Genomic DNA, 19,159 nt, shown 5'->3' with positions numbered 1-19,159 from the left:
AAAGTATTCTAAGAAGCTCTATGCCTATTACTCCTCAGCAAGCATTGCAACGTTGCATTGAACATCGCGAGCTCTTTCATGATGAGATGACTGCCATGATGCGTCTAATTATGAGTGGTGAGATGCCGCCAACTTTAGTTGCAGGACTGCTCGTTGCCCTACGTACCAAGAAAGAGACTGTTGGTGAAATTGCTGCAGCAGCTCAAGTCATGCGGGAATTTGCCACCCCAGTAATTGTTGAGGATAGAAAAAATTTAGTCGATGTAGTTGGTACTGGTGGCGATGGCGCCCATACCTTTAACATCTCTACTGCTGCCATGTTTGTGGCGGCAGCTGCCGGAGCCAAAATTGCTAAGCATGGTAACCGCAGCGTCAGTAGTAAATCGGGTAGCGCAGATATTCTGGAGTCCCTAGGTGTAAAGCTATCGCTTTCCCCAGAACAAGTAGCGAAATGTATTTCAGAAGTAGGAGCTGGATTTATGTTTGCTCCGAATCATCACCCCGCAATGAAAAATGTCGTACCGATTCGCAAAGATTTGGGTGTGCGCACGATATTCAATATCCTAGGTCCACTCACGAACCCGGCAGATGCCAAGCGTATTCTGATGGGTGTCTTTCATGCTGACTTAGTCGGCATCCAAGCACGTGTATTGCAAGCCATGGGTATGGACCACGCACTCGTCGTCTATGGACGTGATGGTTTAGATGAGATTTCTTTAGAAGGTCCTACGCTCGTAGGTGAATTAAAAGATGGCCAGGTTCGTGAATATGAGATTCATCCAAAAGACTTTGGCTTGAACACTGCGCCGACCAATAGCTTTAAGGTGGCTGATGCTGAAGAATCTAAAGCCATTGTTTTAGATGTACTCAATAAAACTCCTGGCCCAGCGAGCGATATTGTTTGCCTTAACGCTGGCGCTGTACTCTATGTCGCAGATGTAGCTCCTAGCATTGCTAGTGGCATTCAGATGGCCCAAGCAGCCATTACTTCTGGCGCTGCCCGCCATAAGCTAGACCAATTTGTAGCAGCAACCCAACATTAATTAAGACCTGCATGAGCGATATCCTCGACAAAATTGTTGCCACCAAAAAGATTGAAGTTGCCGCTGATTCAAAAAAAGTCCCTTTAGCTAATCAACGCGATCAGGCCGAAGAAAATAATCGTGATACCGTGTTAAAGCCAAGAGGCTTCATTCAATCTATCGAGAATAAGATTGCAGCAGGCAAGGCTGGCGTGATTACAGAAATTAAGAAGGCGAGTCCTAGCAAAGGAATCTTGCGTGAAAATTTTCAGCCAGCTGAAATTGCTCAGTCCTATGAAAGCAATGGTGCGGCCTGCTTATCCGTTCTCACAGACAAGGATTATTTTCAAGGATCCAACACATACCTTCAGGCTGCAAGAGCTGCCTGCAGTATTCCGGTGTTGCGTAAAGACTTTACGATTGACCCATACCAAGTCTACGAAGCGAGAGCGATTGGTGCTGATGCGATTTTATTGATTGTGGCCTGCCTTGAGCTCAATCAAATGAAAGAACTTGAAGCTTGTGCGCATGAACTGGGTTTAGATGTGCTTGTTGAGGTACATAACGCACCTGAATTAGAGCAAGCCCTTGAATTGAAAACCGGATTGCTCGGCATTAATAATCGTAACCTGAAGACTTTTGAAGTTACTCTTCAAACCACTCTATCTTTACTATCAATGGTGCCAAAAGGTAAAACATTGGTTACGGAGTCTGGAATTATGAGTCGTGCAGATGTCCAGCTGATGCGTGAACACCATGTCAACGCATTTTTGGTTGGCGAAGCCTTCATGCGTGCAAATAATCCAGGCACGGCTTTAAGCGAACTATTTAACTAAGCAGGCCTAAAGCCCTTAAGTAGATCAAGGCCATATTTAATAAGGCCAATTAGTAGCACCGTTCCCAAAACATCCCCAATCATCATTACCAAGAAGTGATTAAAGCTTCCAGCCCCATCAAGCCCTCTGAGCGCAAACCACCATTGATGTAGACCCGCACTGAGAGCCGCGAAAATCAAGATGCAGACCACTAAGTTCTGTAAAGTCAGGTTACTTAAATCAGGCAAGATATTGACATTCCTCAATACAAAAACTCTTGCTAAATAAGGTGCAAATCCAGATATCAGTCCAATGCCGATGCAGGTGATGAGCTCTGGTGGAAATTGCCCAAAATAACAAATCATGAAAGATGCGAGCGCAATTCCAATGGCGCCTGGTAAGCCAAAGATGAGCGTCAGAAATAAACGTAAGCCAGCAGGAAGATAAATCCAATTCACACCCAGACCATAGGCTAGATGACTTGTAAGCCAATCGTTCAAATAAAACAGGGTTGAATAGGAGAAAATGCTAACCAGGAAGCCTGTCGTCGATTCCGAGAATATTCTTTTCATGACTGTCAGCATGGCTATTAGTGAACTATCGGTTCATACTACCAGCCAAGCATTAGGGAATATACTAAGACTAACCCTAGAGCCAATAGACTTAAACACCACTGATACAAAAATATGTCCACCGCTAAATCTTCTTGCTACATTCGATTTTTAAACCTGATTGATGTCCTTGACCGCATTAATCCTGGGAAAAAGCTCGACTCAATTGAAGAGGGTCTACTCGACCAAATTATTTTGAGCTTTGATGCCAAGAAGCCCATTTTGGTCGGAGACCTGATTTCCCTATCCGAGCTAGGCTCTCAAGCAACGCTTCATGGGCGACTCAAGAATCTCAGCGCCATGGGCTATATCAAGATGGCTGCGAATGAAGATGGGCGCAAAAAAGAAGTAGTTCCTAGCAAGATGGCCATCAAGCGCTATGAAGAAATTTCCAAGTGTCTTGCCAAGGCTGTTAAAGAAAGCTGATAAAACCAAGAATATAAAAAGCCCTTATCACTAAGGGCTTTTTATATTTAGGGGCGCTGTTTTTAGACGTTAAAGAGGAAATTCAAAACATCACCATCTTTAACAACATATTCTTTACCCTCAGCACGCATCTTTCCAGCTTCCTTGGCACCAGATTCGCCCTTGAATTGAATAAAGTCCTCAAAAGCAATGGTTTGCGCACGAATAAAGCCACGCTCAAAATCGGTATGGATCACTCCGGCAGCCTGTGGCGCAGTATCACCCTGATGAATTGTCCAGGCACGAACTTCTTTAACACCCGCTGTAAAGTAGGTCTGCAGGCCCAATAACTTATAGCCTGCACGAATCACGCGATCCAATCCAGACTCTTCCATACCGAGGTCCGCCAAGAACTCGGCTTTGTCAGCCTCATCCAAATCAGCGATCTCGGCTTCGATTGCGGCACATACCGCAACCACTGGCGCACCCTCTTTAGCTGCATGCTGAATCACTGCCTCTAAATGCGGATTATTATCAAAGCCATCTTCTTTGACGTTCGCGATATACATCGCTGGCTTTGCGGTAATTAAGCAGAGTGGCTTTAAAAGCAAATTTTCTTCGTCAGTCAGTTTCAAGCTGCGGACAGGCTGAGCTTGATCTAAATGGGCTTGCACCTTAGTCAGAACAGACACGAGAGCTGCCGCCTCTTTGTCATTCCCTGACTTAGCAGCTTTACTGGAGCGTTGAAGGGTTTTTTCAACGGTCGTTAAGTCAGATAAGGCTAGCTCAGTGTCGATCACTGCGATATCGGAGATAGGGTCAATCTTGCCGGCCACGTGGATCACGTTGGCATCCTCAAAACAACGGACCACATGGGTGATTGCGTCTGTTTCGCGAATGTTGGCCAGGAATTGGTTTCCCAGGCCCTCACCTTTGGAGGCTCCAGCAACCAAGCCCGCAATGTCGACAAATTCGACAGCTGCAGGCAGGATGCGCTCAGGCTTGACAATCTCAGCCAAAGCGGCAAGACGGGGGTCAGGAACCTCAACCACACCCACATTGGGCTCGATCGTGCAGAAAGGATAGTTTTCCGCCGCGATTCCAGCTTTGGTAAGCGCGTTAAAGAGGGTAGATTTGCCGACGTTAGGCAGGCCGACGATGCCACATTTCAAAGACATAGCCGTATTGTAAAGGGCTAGTTTCGATATCATCGAGATATGTCAGAAGTTCAACAAAATTCCTCCGCTAAGTTGCCTAAAAATACCTCCCAAATCCGGGGGGTTGATGTCGTCGTGGTGGGTGGAGGCATAGCGGGCAAGGCTTGCGCATTGGGTCTAGCCCAGCTTGGACTTCAAACCATTCAAATTGCCCCCGATCTAGGGCAAGCGGTTCCCGCACCCCAGGGTAATCAATGGGGGCAACGCATTTACGCCTTTTCTCCTAGCACCCAAAAATTACTTGTCCATCTACAGATTTGGGATGCAATTGATCAAAGCCGCATGCAGCCCGTTCGAGATATGCGTATTTTTGGCGATCGCGGAGAAAAACAGGATCAACTGCACCTATCTGCTTTTGAAGCGGGCACACCCCAGTTAGCCTGGATTGGCGAATCGAATGTAATCGAGCACACTCTAGATCAAGCCTCACGCTTCCAAAATAAATTGGAGCGCATCAGCGATGCAGTAGAAAGTATTGAAGTAGATTCGGATGGGGCAACCCTGCGTCTCTCGAATGGATCCACCCTGCGCGCTCAACTCGTCATTGCTGCTGATGGCGCAAACTCTCCGATTCGTAATGAGCTAGGTATTTCCGCGCAAGAAGAAAGTTATTCACAAAGCGCTGTAGTGGCTAATTGGATTTGCAGTCATGCACATTTAGAAACTGCCTACCAATGGTTTTTGCCTGGTGGCGATATTGTGGCAATGCTGCCTTTACCAAATAAGCAAGCCTCAATGGTATGGTCAACTTCACCAGAAAATGCGGCGGAACTTTTAAAGCTTGATCAAGCGATGTGGACTGACAAGCTCTCCTCAATTGCTAATGGTGCAGTAGTCGCTCAACTTGGAGAGCTGACTCTCAATTCAACGCCAGCCGCTTTTCCACTCAGACGAATTCGGGCAAGTCGCTTTATTGGCCCAGATGAAAATCCTAAGGTTGTGCTGATTGGTGATGCTGCCCATGTGATGCATCCCTTAGCTGGCCAGGGCTTGAACCTAGGATTAAGAGATGTAGCAACCCTGCTCCATATCTTGAGTCAACGTGAATCCTTCCGACTGCCAAACGATAAAGTTTTATTGCGTCGCTACGAGCGCCAACGTCAAGGTGATACCAGCGCTCTGCTCTGGGTGACAGACAAACTGAAGAAGCTATTTTCAGCAAGTAGTAGCACTGAAAAGCAATTACGCAATTGGGGACTGGGTATGGTCAATCGTAGTCACTTTATTAAACGGCGCCTTATTGAACGCGCCCTTGGAGATACTGATTTTGAATAAATTATTTTCTACTATTGCCTTAGCTTGCTCTCTCACTTTTTTAGCGGGAGTAGTCAACGCACAATCAGAGCAACAAGTTCGATCTGAGCTACAAAAAAAGATTGGGCCAAACACGAAAATTAAAGGCATCTCTCAATCACCCATTCCCGGCATTTACGAGATCCTGGTTGGAAATGATGTGTTTTACACCGATGCGAATAGTAAATATTTAATCCAAGGTGAAATCATTGAGATAGCCACAGGAAAAAATATTACCGAACAAAAGCAAGCAGACCTGAATCGCATCAAGTGGTCTGAGCTCAATCCAGCGAATGCCTTAAAAGCAGTGCGTGGTAATGGCAGTAGACAGCTGGCTATTTTTTCAGACCCTAATTGCGGCTACTGTAAGCGTTTGGAAAAATCGTTGCAACAACTAGATAACGTGACTGTTTACACTTATCTAATCCCCATTCTGTCAGCTGACTCCGCGCAGAAGTCTAAACAAATTTGGTGTTCTGCTGACCCCCAAAAAGCTTATGTTGATTGGATGATTAATGGTGTTGCACCCAGCGGCAAAAGCGACTGCACTACCCCTTTGGATAAGAATATGGCCTTTGCCAAAACCTATGGCATAACAGGGACCCCAACTATTTTCTTTACTGATGGAAGTCGCTTCCCGGGTGCCGTTCAAATCACCGATATTGAAAAGAAATTTAGCAGCCTGAAGCAATAGGTGTAATAGGCAATAGTGATGAACAAAATTAATACCCCTGATCTACCTGCTATCCAATACAGCATTTGGGCAGCCGATCTGCATGGCCACCGCTTTCATGTGAAGTTGCACATTGAAAACCCATTACCCAATGGGCAAATTCTGCAAATGCCCTCCTGGATTCCAGGTAGCTATTTGATTCGAGACTTTAGCAAGCAAATTGAAACGATTGAAGCATTCGCACTTGATAACCCAAATGACGCGCTACCATTAGAACGGATTGACAATGATCATTGGCGCTTGCCCCAGGTAGCTGGCGCAGTAGAAATTCTTACAACGGTATATGCATTTGACTCATCAGTTCGTGCTGCCTATCTCGATACTGAACGCGCGTTTATCAATCCAAGTAGTTTATGTTTGGCAGTCAAAGGTCAAGAATCTTTACCCTGCGCTTTAGTATTGATTCCGCCAAAAGATGCTTCTGCATACTCATGGACCGTTCAGACAGGCTTGCAGTCCGCCAAAGTAAATAGTCAAGGTTACGGCTTTTATCTTGCTAAAAACTATGATGACTTACTTGATCATCCAATTGCCATGGGTGAGTTTCAGATTGCCCATTGGAAATCCAATGGCGTATCACACAGCATGGCGATACAAGGATGCATTCATGAAATTGATCTAGAGCGCTTAGCCACAGATCTTCAGGCTATCTGTACTTGTACCATCAACCTCTTTGAACCCAAGACTAAAAAAGCACCCTTCCAGAATTATTTATTTTTAGTTAATGCCGCTCTTTCTGGATACGGTGGACTCGAGCATCGTAATAGTACTGCCCTACTATGTCGTCGAGATCAGATTCCTCAAGTGAATACCCCCTTAGACGAGGCATCCTATCGTGAGTTTCTAGGTCTCTGCAGTCATGAGTATTTTCATGCTTGGTTAGTAAAACGTATTCAACCTAAAGCATTCCAACCCTATCAACTTGATCGCAGAAACCATACTCGCTTACTCTGGTTATTTGAAGGCTTTACAAGTTACTACGATGACTTGCAATTATTCCGCAGCAAACGAATTGATCTGAAGACTTACCTTAAGCTAGTCGCGAATAATTGGAATGGAATTTTACGCGGCCCAGGAAGACTAAAGCAAAGTCTTGCAGATAGCTCTTTTGATGCTTGGACTAAGTACTATCAAGCTGATGAAAACACACCAAATGCGGTTGTAAGTTATTACGGCAAAGGCGCCTTGCTCGCCCTAGGTTTAGATCTCAAGATCCGCTCATTTACAAGCAACCGTCAATCCTTAGATGATTTGATGCGTCTCATCTGGCAAACCCATGGAGTCACGCTAGATGGCATTGCTGAAGATGGTTTGGATGATTTGATGTTGAAATTGCTTGGCAAAGATTTCTCCAAAACTTGGAATGAATTTAAGTCTCGTTATATTTTTGGCGCTCAAGATATTCCAATTCAAAAATGGATTGATTCAAAAACGATTTCGGTTGAACCGAAAGCCCATTCCAAACTTGAGAAGATCAAGCTGCAATTGGGGTTGCGCCATAGAGATAGCAATGGTTGGCTCAAGGTGACGCACGTACTTGATGGTGGAGCTGCACAATTAGCGGGTCTAGCTCCTGGAGATCTACTGGCCAGCATCAACGGTGAACGGATTACTGCTACCCGCTGGGATAAGGTGCTATCTAGCTTGATCACAGGGCAAGTCATCCAAATTTGCTTTTACCGAGATGATTTAGAGCATGAGTGCATGACCGTTCTTGAGGATGATCAAATTCCAACTCAATACACTCTGACACCAGCTGAGTAATGCATTCGTTTTCTGCGGCTGACATTCCAGAGGACTGGCGCACCCTACTAGGGGATTATTTTGAGTCCATAGAGTGGCAAACGCTGCAGACCAATCTGCGGTCTGAACTAAATAAAGATGCAGAAAAAATTTGCCCTGAGCCCCAGAATTTCTTTAAAGCGCTGACATTAACCCCGCTTACCAAGGTCAAGGTCGTCATTTTGGGGCAGGATCCGTATCACTCCCCTGGGCTGGCTCAAGGCTTGGCTTTTTCGATTCCCGGCAACATTCCAAGAAATTCTCGGCAATTTCCCAGCTCCTTACGCAATATCAGCAAAGCCCTGGTACTCGAGGGTTTTGGTGCTATTCCCAATGGAGATCTCCACGGTTGGGCTGAGCAAGGCGTATTACTACTCAATACGGCTCTCAGCGTTAAATTGGGTGAGGCAGGCAGTCATGCCAATCTTGGGTGGAAATCCCTTATTGATCGACTTATCGGGAATTTAGCACTCCAAAAGCCATATCTAGTCTGGATGCTTTGGGGTGGGCATGCTCAATCTAAGCTACCCCTGATTGAGGCAGCCCCAGACCAATTGATTCTGCAATCCTCCCACCCTTCTGGACTGGGAGTCTACAAAACAGATCAGCCATTTCTGCAGCCTGGTGCAAAGGCAAGTTGCGGGCATTTCACTAAGGCTAATGAATGGCTGATAAAACAAGGTCTAGAACCAATTGCCTGGCTGGATAGCAATAATTTAATTGGATTAGACTTATTTTCTACGGGGGATTAATCTTTATGTTACATGTAACAAATAAATGAGTTAACATGTTACATGTAACATAAATAAAGAGCCTAGAAATGTCCTCAAATATCTCACTTCGAGTCCAAAAACACAGGCTTGCCTTAAGGGATGCTGGATTGCGCCCCATTCAAATATGGGTTCCAAATACGCAAGCGCCAGGCTTTTTTGAAGAGTGTCGTCGCCAATCAGCATTAGTAGCCAGATCCGATCGAGCAGACAAAGAATTAATGTCCTTCCTTGATGATGCATTAGCTGACTTTGATGAAGCATGAAACGTGGCAATGTAGTAACGGTTGCTATGCAGGGCGACTTTGGAAAGCCGAGACCAGCCTTAGTACTTCAGTCAGACGTATTTAGTGATATTCATGCAACGGTAACCGTTGCCCTGATTTCAAGTGAAATTGTGCAAGCTCCAATATTCAGACTTGATATTGAGCCCAATGAAACCAATGGGCTATCTCGGCCATCCCAAGTTCAAATCGATAAGATCATGTCAATTCGGAGTGAAAAAATTGGGTCTGTGATTGGTGAGCTCAATGACGTAATGATGGTGCGCGTTAACAGGGCGCTAGCTCTTTGGCTAGGATTGGCCTAAATAGCCTTCCTAGAAACTGCCGCATAAAGACAGCAAACAAGGCTGGAGACTACTATCGTGCTCAGCCACTCCAGCATCTGACCCGATTGAAAGAAGCCCGAAAATTGGCCGACATAGGAGCTAGCTAGTGCGGCCAAGAAGCTAATTAAGGCTGCAATAAGAAATTTCTTAGCTTTGGGCTTAGTACGGCGTTGCCCCGGATAAAAAAGTAGAGCAAATACGCCCGTTAAGCCGCCAATCACCAGAAAAGCTAAAAACCCCATTGCCACCCCCATTGTTACTGCCATCAAATCTATAATCACCATTATGAAGTTGTTGACACTCGGCATCAATCATCACACAGCGCCGGTCGCCATTCGGGAGAAGGTCGCCTTCGACCCCGAGTTTCTTCAAGAAGCGTTGCACGATCTTCGCCAACATCTTGTTGGCGCGAATCAGGCTGGGCTACCTGAGGCCACAATTTTGTCGACCTGTAATCGCACTGAGGTGTATTGCGCCGCAAATGATGCAGATGCAGCGAGTCTTTTGCATGAAGCGACTTTTGATTGGTTAGCAAAAACTCAACAACTTGCTCCAAGCAGTTTAGAGCCGCATATTTATTCACTACCGCAATCGGATGCAGTTCGTCACGCCTTTAGAGTTGCCTGCGGCCTCGATTCAATGGTGATTGGTGAAACCCAAATTTTGGGTCAGATGAAAGATGCTGTGCGCACTGCAAATGATGCAGGCGTTCTTGGCACCTATCTCAATCAACTTTTTCAGAAAACCTTTGCGGTTGCAAAAGAAGTTCGTGGTTCCACAGAAATTGGTGCACATTCGATTTCAATGGCAGCAGCCTCTGTTCGGCTAGCTGAACGCATCTTTGAAAGTATTGCTGATCAACGTGTTCTGTTTATCGGTGCGGGCGATATGATCACTTTATGCGCAACGCATTTTGTAGCGCGTAAACCTAAAGCAGTTGCAATCGCCAATCGAACTATTGAACGTGGTCAAGAATTAGCAGACTCGATTTCGATTCAAGATGTTGAAGCAGAGTCCTTTAAGCTTTCTGATCTACCATCTCGCCTTCACGAATTTGACATCATTGTTTCAAGTACAGCATCCTCACTTCCGATTATTGGCTTGGGTATGGTAGAAAGTGCTTTAAAGCAACGTCGCCATAAACCGATGGTGATGGTTGACTTAGCCGTACCTCGTGACTTTGAGCCTGAGATTGCTCGTTTAAATGATATCTATCTTTATACGGTAGATGATTTAGGTGTGATGATTCAAACAGGCACCTCTCTTCGTCAGGCAGCAGTAAGTCAGGCTGAAGCGATTATTGAAGATCGCGTTGGCAACTTTATGCACTGGATGCAAGGTCGTAAGACTGTGCCGTTGATTCAGGATATTCAGCAACAAGGTGAACACCTCAGACAACTTGAGCTCGACCGCGCGATGAAACGATTGATGCGTGGCGAGGATCCCCAAGAAGTTCTCAATGCAATGGCTCAAGGCTTAACCAATAAGTTCTTGCATGGCTCATTGCATGCTTTACAACATTCTAATGGCGCTGAGCGTGACGCCCTGATTAAGTTGCTCCCTAAATTATTCGCCTCGCACTCCAAGCCAGAAGACCATTAGATGAAGCCCAGCATGCGGGCTAAGCTAGAGCACCTAGACACGCGCTTAGCCGAACTCAATTCCCTATTAACTACCGAAGAGTCCACGAAAGACATGGACAACTATCGGAAGCTCACGCGCGAGCATTCTGATATTGCGATGGTAGTTGAGCAATTTAGCTTATACAAACAAGCTGAGGCTGATGCTCAAGCAGCTGAAGAAATGCGCAAAGATCCAGAGATGAAGGACTTTGCCGACGAAGAACAAAAACAAGCACAAGCCACTATGGAGGAGCTTGAGAGCGTCCTACAAAAACTCTTGCTACCCAAAGATGTCAACGATGAACGCAATGTCTTCTTAGAAATTCGCGCAGGTACGGGTGGTGATGAGAGCGCACTTTTTGCTGGTGACTTACTCCGAATGTATACGCGCTTTGCTGAGCGCCAAGGCTGGAAGGTTGAAGTAGTCAATGCTGCTGAATCTGATCTTGGTGGATATAAAGAAGTTGTTCTCCGCTTAGTAGGCCAATCTGTTTACTCGCGCCTCAAGTTTGAATCTGGCGGTCACCGCGTACAACGTGTACCCCAAACAGAAACTCAGGGGCGTATACATACGTCAGCTTGCACAGTGGCAGTTATGCCAGAAGCCGATGAACTAGAAGCAGTCAAAATAAATCCTGCCGAATTACGAATTGATACTTTTAGGGCTTCAGGTGCAGGTGGTCAGCATATTAATAAAACCGATTCTGCAGTTCGGATTACACACTTACCTACAGGCACGGTGGTTGAATGTCAGGATGACCGTAGCCAACACCGCAATCGCGAGCAAGCGATGAAAGTTCTTGTTTCTCGCATCATGGATGCTCGTGAACGTGAAAAACATCAGCTCGAAGCGCAAACCAGAAAATCTTTAATAGGCTCTGGTGATCGCAGTGATCGTATTCGCACTTATAACTTCCCTCAAGGTCGGATTACTGATCACCGTATTAATCTCACGCTCTATAAGATTGATGCCATGATGGATGGGGATTTAGATGATCTGTGCAACGCTTTGGCATCAGAGCATCAAGCAGAGCTTCTAGCGGCACTTGGTGATAGTTAATACAAGCAGGATGAGCATTAACCAGTCTTTACGCGAGTTAATTAGCAACTGCGCATTGCCAGCAAATGAAGCGCGGATATTGCTAGCTCACCTACTAGAGAAGCACTACCAACTCCCGCGTTCTGCCCTCCTGTCGCACGACGATATGAGTCTGAATGAGCAGGCTTTTGAGGAGTGGGGAAGTCTAGTCTCCAGAAGAATGAATGGTGAGCCCATTGCGTATATCTTGGGTAAGAAGGGTTTTCATAATATTGAGTTACAGGTAGGACCTGGAGTACTGATTCCTCGCCCAGAAACTGAGCTTCTGGTTGATATTGCTCTTGCTGAAATCGCCAAACTCAACAAGCCCTGCAAAATTCTGGATTTGGGTACAGGCTCTGGCGCTATTGCACTTGCTATCGCAAGCTCAGCCCCATTGGCCACTCTGATCGCAACAGATCGATCAACAGAGGCTTTAGGTATTGCAAAGCACAATGCCCAATTTCTGACCCTGACTGAGCAAGTCCAGTTTTCACAAGGCAATTGGTATGAGGCGGTGAGCCCACAAAACCAGTTTGATGTGATTGTTAGCAACCCACCCTATATTGCTGACCAGGATCCTCACCTCACTCAAGGGGACCTCCGATTTGAGCCTTCTTCAGCGCTAACCGACTATGCCAGTGGCTTAAGCTGTCTAGAGATCATTATTGCCGGGGCAGATCAATATCTGAAAGCTGGTGGCTTGATTGCCTTAGAGCATGGCTTTGATCAATCTGAAGCGGTACTGGAACTAATGAAAGAGGCGGGCCTAATCGATGTGCAAGCTCACCTCGATTTAGCAGGCCACCACCGTACAGCTTCTGGGCGAAAAAGACTCTAAAACCCACCAAGGGAATTAACCCTTTTCTACAGATAGCCTTAAAATTAGCCCATTGTTAGCTGCAACTCTAAATCATTTTATAGCATCAATTCAGGAAGAAAATTATGGACACCCAAGCAAGAATTCAAGAAATCGTTAGCAGTCATCCCGTTGTGTTGTTTATGAAGGGCAATGCCCAATTTCCTCAGTGTGGCTTCTCCGGAAATGCGGTCAATATTTTGCGCACTTGTGGCGTAGATAAATTGCATACAGTGAACGTATTGGAGGATGCAGAAATTCGTCAAGGCATTAAAGAATTTGCCAACTGGCCAACTATTCCTCAGCTCTACATCAATGGTGAATTCATTGGTGGCTCTGACATCATGACTGAGATGTTTCAAAGCGGTGAATTACAAAAATTAGTTCAAGGCTAAGACTTTATTGATTGCATAGACTGCATTTGTGACTTTTGACTTAAGCTCTCTTCTCCTGTTTGGCCTGCCATTGGGTTTATGCGCAGGCCTTTTGGTTTATGCGCTTAATCTGAGATCCGCACTTCAGCGAAGCGAACAGCAAGCGCAGACCGAAGCCGCACTCACTATCAGCTTGCGCACTGAAAGAGACCAAGCCTTACAAAATGCAATTCGTCTAGAAGCTGAATTGGATTCAGAGCGAAAACAAGGCCTTGGCAGAATTGAATCCCTCAATGAGGCTAAAGAGGCTTTGACTCATCAGTTCAAAAATTTAGCCAATGAAATTCTGGAAGATAAGTCTAAGCGCTTCACTGAGCAGAATGTCGCCAATCTAGATGCTCTTCTGAAACCACTCCAAACCAAGCTTTCAGAATTTAAAGAGCAGGTAAATACCTCTTACGGCAATGAAGCTCGTGAGCGCTTTGCGCTCAAGAGCGAGATCGAACGTCTTGCCAATCTGAATCTGCGTATGTCAGATGAGACCCGATCACTCACCCAAGCACTAAAAGGTGACTCCAAGGTACAGGGTAATTGGGGTGAGTTAGTGCTCGAATCCATTCTAGAGTCTTCAGGTCTTCGCAAGGGTGAGGAATACCTTGTACAAGATAGCCATACTCAAATGGATGGTTCACGTCTTCAGCCAGATGTTGTCGTAAAACTTCCCGAGGGCAGAAGCCTGGTGGTCGATAGCAAGGTTTCTATTACGGCCTACTCACGCCATGCTGAAGCAACTGATCCAACAATCTCAGAGCAAGAGTTGGCTGCCCATATTCAGTCTCTAAGGCAACATATTCAAGGGCTTTCGAGCAAGAACTACAGTTCTTTATATGGCATTGGCTCGGTAGACTTTGTGCTGATGTTTGTACCGATTGAGCCAGCCTTTCTGTTAGCCTTAAAGACTGCACCCAATCTCTATCAAGAAGCTTTAGCCAAAAATATTGTGCTGGTATGCCCAAGTACTTTGATGGCAACCCTGAGGACTGTTGCGCACCTATGGCGTCAAGATTCACAAAATCGTAATGCACTGGAAATTGCTAAGCAATGTGGCACGCTCTACGATAAATTTGTTGGCTTTGTAGATGATCTTGAAAAACTAGGTCAGCGTTTAGATCAAGCCCAAACAAGTTATCACGATGCTTTTAATAAGTTGAAGTCAGGAAAAGGTAATCTCATTCGGACTGCCGAGAAGGTACGCGAACTGGGAGTTAAGCCCAGTAAGAATATCTCCGCACCCCTAATTGAATCATCTACAGATTCAGAATAAACGCAGAATAAAATTGGCTGCTACCGCATTAGACTCTAAAGCCTCATCGCATTCCTATAGAAAAGTAGCCATTGCCGCCTGCTTTGGAACATTTCTAGAGTGGTATGACTTTTTGACCTTTGCAACTCTTGCAGTTGTATTTGCCCCCCTATTCTTTCCCTCTAGCGATCCCAGCACAGCGCTTTTGGCTAGCCTAGCAACCTTCGGAGTTGGGATGGTAGTCAGGCCTATAGGGGCAGCAATTTTTGGCAGTATCGGCGATCGAATTGGCAGGCGCCCTGTCTTTATGATCACCATCACCCTCATGGGAATTGCCACCGTATGCGTAGGATTTTTACCGACCTATGCCCAGGCTGGAGTCTGGGCACCCATCATGCTTGTAGGCCTAAGATTGCTTCAGGGCCTCTCAGCAGGTGGTGAGATTGGCGGTAGCGCAGTATATCTCACTGAGCATGCTGGTGACTCCAATCGCGGCTTTAAGACTAGCTTCCTGCAGCTCATGGGGCCACTAGGGATCTTAGTATCTACATTACAAATTGCCCTACTTCAAAGCTACCTTACTCCAGAAGAATTTCTATCTTGGGGCTGGCGAGTTCCATTTTGGATTTCACTCATTCTTTTATTGATTGCATTTAAAGCTCGCATGGCTTTAGAGGAAACGCCGATTTATTTAAAGCTAAGCCAAACAGATACTCAATCAAAGAGCCCTCATCGAGACAACTTCAAAGACCCCGAAACCAGAAAAAGAATGTTCCTGCTCTTCTTTTGCATTTCTGCTGGTGGTGCAGTCTTATTTTTTTGCGTCCAGGTTTATACCTCGATTTTTCTCAAAACTTCGGTCAAGCTTGCACCTCAATTAGTAGATCAATTGAGTGTGTATGCAACAGTTGCTCTACTTCCTCTCACAATATTCTCCGGATGGATCTCAGACAAAATTGGCAGAAAGCCTGTGATTGTCACTGGTTTAGCTTTAGGAGCTATATTGATATTGCCAGCATTTCATCTCCTTCAAAGAGATGGCAACTCAACATTATTAATAGCTATGATTCTTATTGGCTTGTCTGGAATTCTGGCGCTAGTTGTTGGCCCTCAAACAGCATTACTTGCAGAGCTCTTCCCCGCAAAAACGAGAAATAGTGCTGCTACGCTTCCTCATAATCTGGCCGCAGGATGGATTGGAGGCCTGCTTCCTTTAATCGTCACCTGGCTCAATCAATACTGGGCAAGTAATGTTGCAGGATTATGGTATCCGACTATTTTCTTGGCAAGTGGCGCCGTGGTAGCCACTCTCTATTTGCCAGAGACTAGAAAAATTAATCTAGCCACCTAGCGAGCTAGGTATCTTTTTGGGTCGTACAACAATCCAAATTCCATCACCCATCATTTGATGGGATTGCAAATGTAAGATTTCAAAATACTTTGTCAATCTTGGGAGCCACCATGAGCTTGGCTCTTGGATCAAATGAGCATTACGACCATCGGATAATATTTTTGCGGCCGGACCCATATGTATAGAGAAAAATCCGAAATTCAGAGTTATTTTGGATAACTCCAAAAGAACTTCCTCCAGCCTCTCTGGCTCGATATGCTCTAAAACATCAATACAGCAAACCAAGTCTGCACTACGTGGCTCTCCGTATTCCTCAAATGCAGGATCATAAGGATAATATTCAATAGCATCAATTCCAGTATTTTTTAACCCTACCAATAAATTTTTCTTGCCAGCACCATAATCAGAAACCGTTCGCACACCAGTCTGACGAATGAAGTCAGCCACTATTGGGGCAAATGAAAGGGATGCAACTCCGTAATTAGGATTTTGATGAAGTATCTGCTGCTGCACTAAATATTCATCGGAGATTGTTAATCTACTCATTTAGCAATCAAACCCTTCCTTACTTCTGTCATAGACCTTACCCCAGTGGTCTGACATTGATGCATTGACATAATCCTTAAAGCATGGTGTTCCAAGAGTGTAATGAATTAGCTTTGCCTGAGGATTGTTTGGATACTCAATTGCCAGCCAATTCCATTCAATGGGCAAAGCACCGATCAAATCATCACTTAACCATGAAAATCTATGCAGATAAGAACCTGGCTGCTCTTGAATAAATTGAGGGGTTAAGGCTTTATTCTCTGGATGTGCGCAATTCCACAGTATTAAGCTAGACCAATTTTTTCTTGGGTAGTTTTCGTTTTTATTTCCAAGATACTTTTTTTTAGTTTTTGTTTGATAGTCATGCTTTATTACCTGAACTGCCATTGACTCATCCCTTAGCGCCCACAATTCGGAAATATCGGCCTGACAAACCATATCTCCGTCAGCAAAAATTGCCCAGCCTGAATAATTCATTAAAAATGGGGTTAAAAATCGAGAGTAGATGAATTTATTACTTCCATCAGTGTGAACCTCCTTATAGCCTGCAAGAGTGTTCTCGGCCAAAGGTAGAAACTGGACTGGGTTAGAGGCGTTATCTATTACGCTTTGACAAAACACATGGTAAGCCACCGCTTCACGCTGATCGAAACCAACAACGATAGATATTGTGTTATTCAGAACTTATATCCCTAAAATCTGGACTGTACTCTTGAGTTATTTGGAGTAGCCTAGGAAAGGATGCGTTGGAAATTAAGTGGTGCCCCTTGTCCGACTCGAACAGACCACCTACTGATTACAAATCAGTTGCTCTACCAGATGAGCTAAAGGGGCAACAGGAATATTTTAACCTATTTCACAATCGTTAAGCTAGGCCCGTTGGGTCTTGTCTTTTCAGAGCGGGCCGGCCCGGCCTCTATAGGCTTATTAGACTTACTAGCGTCAAAGGGGAAAGACATGCCCTGGCCATTTTCCCGAGCATAGATTGCTAAGACATGGCTTACGGGGACCATAATTTTTCTCGGTATTCCACCAAACCTTGCCTGGAAACTAATCCAATCATTATCTAAATTTAACTGATGACAAGCCTCAAGGGAGAGATTCAAAACAATTTCATCGTTCTTAACAAACTCCATGGGGACTTCAACGCTGGAGTCTACAAAAACCGCCATAAAGGGCGTAAAACCAAAATCCGCACACCACTGGTGTAACGCACGGATTAGGTAAGGTTTATTACTTGGAATTTCTGACATGCTTATCTTGCCAGCATGGGTAATGAGCCGCTTAGCGACGCATTACCTTTTCTGAAGGAGTTAATGCCTCGATATAAGCAGGTCTGCTGAAAATACGCTCGGCGTATTTCAACAAAGCGGCTGCATTTCGAGATAGATCAATGCCATAGTGTTCTAGACGCCACAACAAGGGTGCAATAGCAACATCAAGCATGGAAAATTCCTCGCCAAGCATGTACTTGTTCTTTACGAAAATTGGGGCTAACTGGGTCAAACGGTCACGAATAGCTAAACGCGCTTTTTCATGAACCTTCTCTGCAGCTTTACCTTTTTCATTTTCCAAAGCTGCAACATGCACAAACAATTCTTTCTCAAAATTGAAGAGGAAGAGGCGTGCACGTGCGCGAGCAACTGGATCAGGCGGCATTAATTGTGGATGCGGGAAACGCTCATCAATATATTCATTAATGATGTTTGACTCATACAAAATTAAGTCACGCTCGACCAAGATTGGAACCTGGCCATAAGGGTTCATGACCGAAATGTCTTCTGGCTTGTTAAACAAGTCGACATCACGAATCTCAAAATCCATGCCTTTTTCAAAAAGCACCAAACGGCAGCGTTGCGAGAATGGGCAATTAGTACCCGAATACAACACCATCATAAATTTATTTCCTTAAATATCTACTTCAATACAACAAACGCACATACAACTGCGACTTTAAATACCTAAGCCATTGAATTAATGAATATCTTTCCAATAAGCCTTATTCAAACGCCATGCCAATAGAGTAAAGATCGCCAAGAAGATCAACACAACAACTCCTAGACGCTTACGCTCAAGCTGAACTGGCTCAGCCATCCAAGACATGAACCCAACCAAATCAGCAATATTGTCGTCATACTCTTGCGGCTTCATAGTGCCCGGAGTTAACTGCTCAAATCCAATAAACTTTTTCTCTACACGGCTTGCATCGTGTGGATCTGGGCGCTCTTCAAACTTGGCTGCGCGCTCACCTTGTAGCTCCCATAAGACATGAGGCATCCCTACGTTCGGGTAAACCAAATTATTCCAGCCGGTCTGAGTGGTGTCATCCTTGTAGAAAGTGCGGAAATAGGTGTAGAGCCAATCTGTACCACGTGCACGAGCTTCTACCGATAGGTCGGGCGGAGTCTTACCAAAGAATGCTTTACCCTCTTTCGGCGTCATGGAGATCGTCATCAGATCGCCAACTTTAGCGTCATTCAAAATCAAGTTGTCCTTGATTTGCTGATCGGTTAAGCCAATATCACGCAAGCGGTTGTAACGCATACTTGAGGCTGCATGGCAGTTCAAGCAATAGTTCACAAATATCTTGGCACCATTTTGCAATGATGCATTGTTGCTTACGCGATTCGGCGCCGCGTCCAGCGGAAAGCCGCCTTCACTGGCATTAGCGGCTACACCAAAACCCAGTGCAGCAACCAAAAACGCTGCTTGGCAAATACCCATCAAAGTTTGCAGAATTCGTTTCATACTAGTTCCTAATTTCTCTT

The 19,159-nt window shown here is 45.2% G+C and carries 23 protein-coding genes and 1 tRNA gene; 15 read left to right on the top strand and 9 right to left on the bottom strand.

Annotation, left to right across the window (positions count from 1 at the left end):
• Positions 1-20 precede the first annotated feature (20 nt).
• Positions 21-1,043, top strand: coding sequence for an anthranilate phosphoribosyltransferase (gene trpD / locus FD975_RS00780; protein WP_215302407.1), 1,023 nt, complete (start codon positions 21-23; stop codon positions 1,041-1,043).
• An 11-nt stretch (positions 1,044-1,054) separates the two neighbouring features.
• Positions 1,055-1,858 carry an indole-3-glycerol phosphate synthase TrpC gene (gene trpC, locus FD975_RS00775; RefSeq protein WP_215302406.1) on the top strand — a complete coding sequence of 268 codons (804 nt, stop codon included), beginning with the start codon at positions 1,055-1,057 and terminating at the stop codon, positions 1,856-1,858.
• Here trpC and FD975_RS00770 read toward each other — a convergent pair.
• Positions 1,855-2,409 carry a hypothetical protein gene (locus tag FD975_RS00770; RefSeq protein WP_215302405.1) on the bottom strand — a complete coding sequence of 185 codons (555 nt, stop codon included), beginning with the start codon at positions 2,407-2,409 and terminating at the stop codon, positions 1,855-1,857. The two genes, trpC and FD975_RS00770, sit on opposite strands and share 4 nt — an antisense overlap.
• A 114-nt stretch (positions 2,410-2,523) precedes the next feature.
• On the opposite strand from FD975_RS00770, the gene FD975_RS00765 reads away from it, so the two are divergent.
• The gene (locus FD975_RS00765; RefSeq protein ID WP_215302404.1) at positions 2,524-2,874 is read left to right on the top strand and encodes a hypothetical protein; all 351 of its coding nucleotides are present in this window, start codon (positions 2,524-2,526) and stop codon (positions 2,872-2,874) included.
• Between the two features lie 62 nt (positions 2,875-2,936).
• Here FD975_RS00765 and ychF read toward each other — a convergent pair whose 3' ends face one another.
• Positions 2,937-4,031: a redox-regulated ATPase YchF gene (gene ychF, locus FD975_RS00760; protein WP_215302403.1), complete on the bottom strand. Its 1,095-nt coding sequence runs from the start codon at positions 4,029-4,031 to the stop codon at positions 2,937-2,939.
• A 39-nt stretch (positions 4,032-4,070) separates the two neighbouring features.
• Here ychF and FD975_RS00755 point away from each other — a divergent pair, with 39 nt between their 5' ends.
• From FD975_RS00755 to FD975_RS00730, 6 genes are all read left to right on the top strand, one after another.
• Positions 4,071-5,345 (top strand): FAD-dependent monooxygenase, encoded by a 1,275-nt coding sequence (locus tag FD975_RS00755; RefSeq protein ID WP_215302402.1) that lies wholly within the window; start codon positions 4,071-4,073, stop codon positions 5,343-5,345.
• The gene (locus FD975_RS00750; protein ID WP_251371205.1) at positions 5,338-6,057 is read left to right on the top strand and encodes a DsbC family protein; all 720 of its coding nucleotides are present in this window, start codon (positions 5,338-5,340) and stop codon (positions 6,055-6,057) included. The genes FD975_RS00755 and FD975_RS00750 overlap by 8 nt, the downstream gene beginning before the upstream one ends.
• A gap of 18 nt (positions 6,058-6,075) precedes the next feature.
• Entirely contained in the window at positions 6,076-7,860 is a 1,785-nt protein-coding gene (locus tag FD975_RS00745) for a M61 family metallopeptidase (protein ID WP_215302401.1), read from the top strand.
• Positions 7,860-8,630: a uracil-DNA glycosylase gene (locus FD975_RS00740; RefSeq protein ID WP_215302400.1), complete on the top strand. Its 771-nt coding sequence runs from the start codon at positions 7,860-7,862 to the stop codon at positions 8,628-8,630. Before FD975_RS00745 ends, FD975_RS00740 begins: the two co-directional genes overlap by 1 nt.
• A gap of 68 nt (positions 8,631-8,698) precedes the next feature.
• Positions 8,699-8,914 (top strand): antitoxin MazE family protein, encoded by a 216-nt coding sequence (locus tag FD975_RS00735; protein ID WP_215302399.1) that lies wholly within the window; start codon positions 8,699-8,701, stop codon positions 8,912-8,914.
• Positions 8,911-9,237, top strand: a complete 327-nt coding sequence (locus FD975_RS00730; protein WP_215302398.1) for a type II toxin-antitoxin system PemK/MazF family toxin — start codon at positions 8,911-8,913, stop codon at positions 9,235-9,237. The genes FD975_RS00735 and FD975_RS00730 overlap by 4 nt, the downstream gene beginning before the upstream one ends.
• On the opposite strand, the gene FD975_RS00725 is transcribed toward FD975_RS00730, so the two are convergent.
• Positions 9,234-9,542 carry a hypothetical protein gene (locus FD975_RS00725; protein ID WP_215302397.1) on the bottom strand — a complete coding sequence of 103 codons (309 nt, stop codon included), beginning with the start codon at positions 9,540-9,542 and terminating at the stop codon, positions 9,234-9,236. The two genes, FD975_RS00730 and FD975_RS00725, sit on opposite strands and share 4 nt — an antisense overlap.
• 1 nt (position 9,543) lies before the next feature.
• Between FD975_RS00725 and hemA the strand changes: the two genes are divergently transcribed.
• The 6 genes from hemA (at position 9,544) to FD975_RS00695 (ending at position 15,845) form a co-directional block, all read left to right on the top strand.
• The gene (gene hemA / locus FD975_RS00720; RefSeq protein WP_215302396.1) at positions 9,544-10,860 is read left to right on the top strand and encodes a glutamyl-tRNA reductase; all 1,317 of its coding nucleotides are present in this window, start codon (positions 9,544-9,546) and stop codon (positions 10,858-10,860) included.
• A complete protein-coding gene (gene prfA, locus FD975_RS00715) occupies positions 10,861-11,940 on the top strand; it encodes a peptide chain release factor 1 (RefSeq protein WP_215302395.1) in 1,080 nt (359 codons plus the stop codon).
• 10 nt (positions 11,941-11,950) lie between these two features.
• Positions 11,951-12,799: a peptide chain release factor N(5)-glutamine methyltransferase gene (gene prmC / locus FD975_RS00710; RefSeq protein ID WP_215302394.1), complete on the top strand. Its 849-nt coding sequence runs from the start codon at positions 11,951-11,953 to the stop codon at positions 12,797-12,799.
• A gap of 104 nt (positions 12,800-12,903) precedes the next feature.
• Positions 12,904-13,212 (top strand): Grx4 family monothiol glutaredoxin, encoded by a 309-nt coding sequence (gene grxD / locus FD975_RS00705; protein ID WP_215302393.1) that lies wholly within the window; start codon positions 12,904-12,906, stop codon positions 13,210-13,212.
• 28 nt (positions 13,213-13,240) lie between these two features.
• Entirely contained in the window at positions 13,241-14,515 is a 1,275-nt protein-coding gene (gene rmuC / locus FD975_RS00700; protein WP_215302392.1) for a DNA recombination protein RmuC, read from the top strand.
• A gap of 13 nt (positions 14,516-14,528) precedes the next feature.
• Entirely contained in the window at positions 14,529-15,845 is a 1,317-nt protein-coding gene (locus FD975_RS00695) for an MFS transporter (RefSeq protein WP_215302391.1), read from the top strand.
• Here FD975_RS00695 and FD975_RS00690 read toward each other — a convergent pair.
• From FD975_RS00690 to FD975_RS00665, 6 genes are all read right to left on the bottom strand, one after another.
• Positions 15,834-16,391 carry a hypothetical protein gene (locus tag FD975_RS00690; RefSeq protein ID WP_215302390.1) on the bottom strand — a complete coding sequence of 186 codons (558 nt, stop codon included), beginning with the start codon at positions 16,389-16,391 and terminating at the stop codon, positions 15,834-15,836. The two genes, FD975_RS00695 and FD975_RS00690, sit on opposite strands and share 12 nt — an antisense overlap.
• Positions 16,392-16,958: a glycosyltransferase gene (locus FD975_RS00685; RefSeq protein ID WP_251371204.1), complete on the bottom strand. Its 567-nt coding sequence runs from the start codon at positions 16,956-16,958 to the stop codon at positions 16,392-16,394.
• Between the two features lie 191 nt (positions 16,959-17,149).
• Positions 17,150-17,225 (bottom strand) — tRNA-Thr (locus tag FD975_RS00680).
• A 17-nt stretch (positions 17,226-17,242) separates the two neighbouring features.
• A complete protein-coding gene (locus FD975_RS00675) occupies positions 17,243-17,644 on the bottom strand; it encodes a ClpXP protease specificity-enhancing factor (RefSeq protein WP_215302389.1) in 402 nt (133 codons plus the stop codon).
• Positions 17,645-17,675: 31 nt separating this feature from the next.
• Positions 17,676-18,287 (bottom strand): glutathione S-transferase N-terminal domain-containing protein, encoded by a 612-nt coding sequence (locus FD975_RS00670; protein WP_062307169.1) that lies wholly within the window; start codon positions 18,285-18,287, stop codon positions 17,676-17,678.
• Between the two features lie 78 nt (positions 18,288-18,365).
• Entirely contained in the window at positions 18,366-19,139 is a 774-nt protein-coding gene (locus FD975_RS00665) for a cytochrome c1 (RefSeq protein ID WP_215302388.1), read from the bottom strand.
• Between the last annotated feature and the right edge of the window lie 20 nt (positions 19,140-19,159).

It is taken from the genome of Polynucleobacter sp. AP-Jannik-300A-C4, assembly GCF_018688335.1.
Taxonomy (GTDB): Bacteria; Pseudomonadota; Gammaproteobacteria; order Burkholderiales; family Burkholderiaceae; genus Polynucleobacter.
Note: the sequence above shows the minus strand (reverse complement) of the source record. Positions and strands in the feature narration are given on the sequence as shown.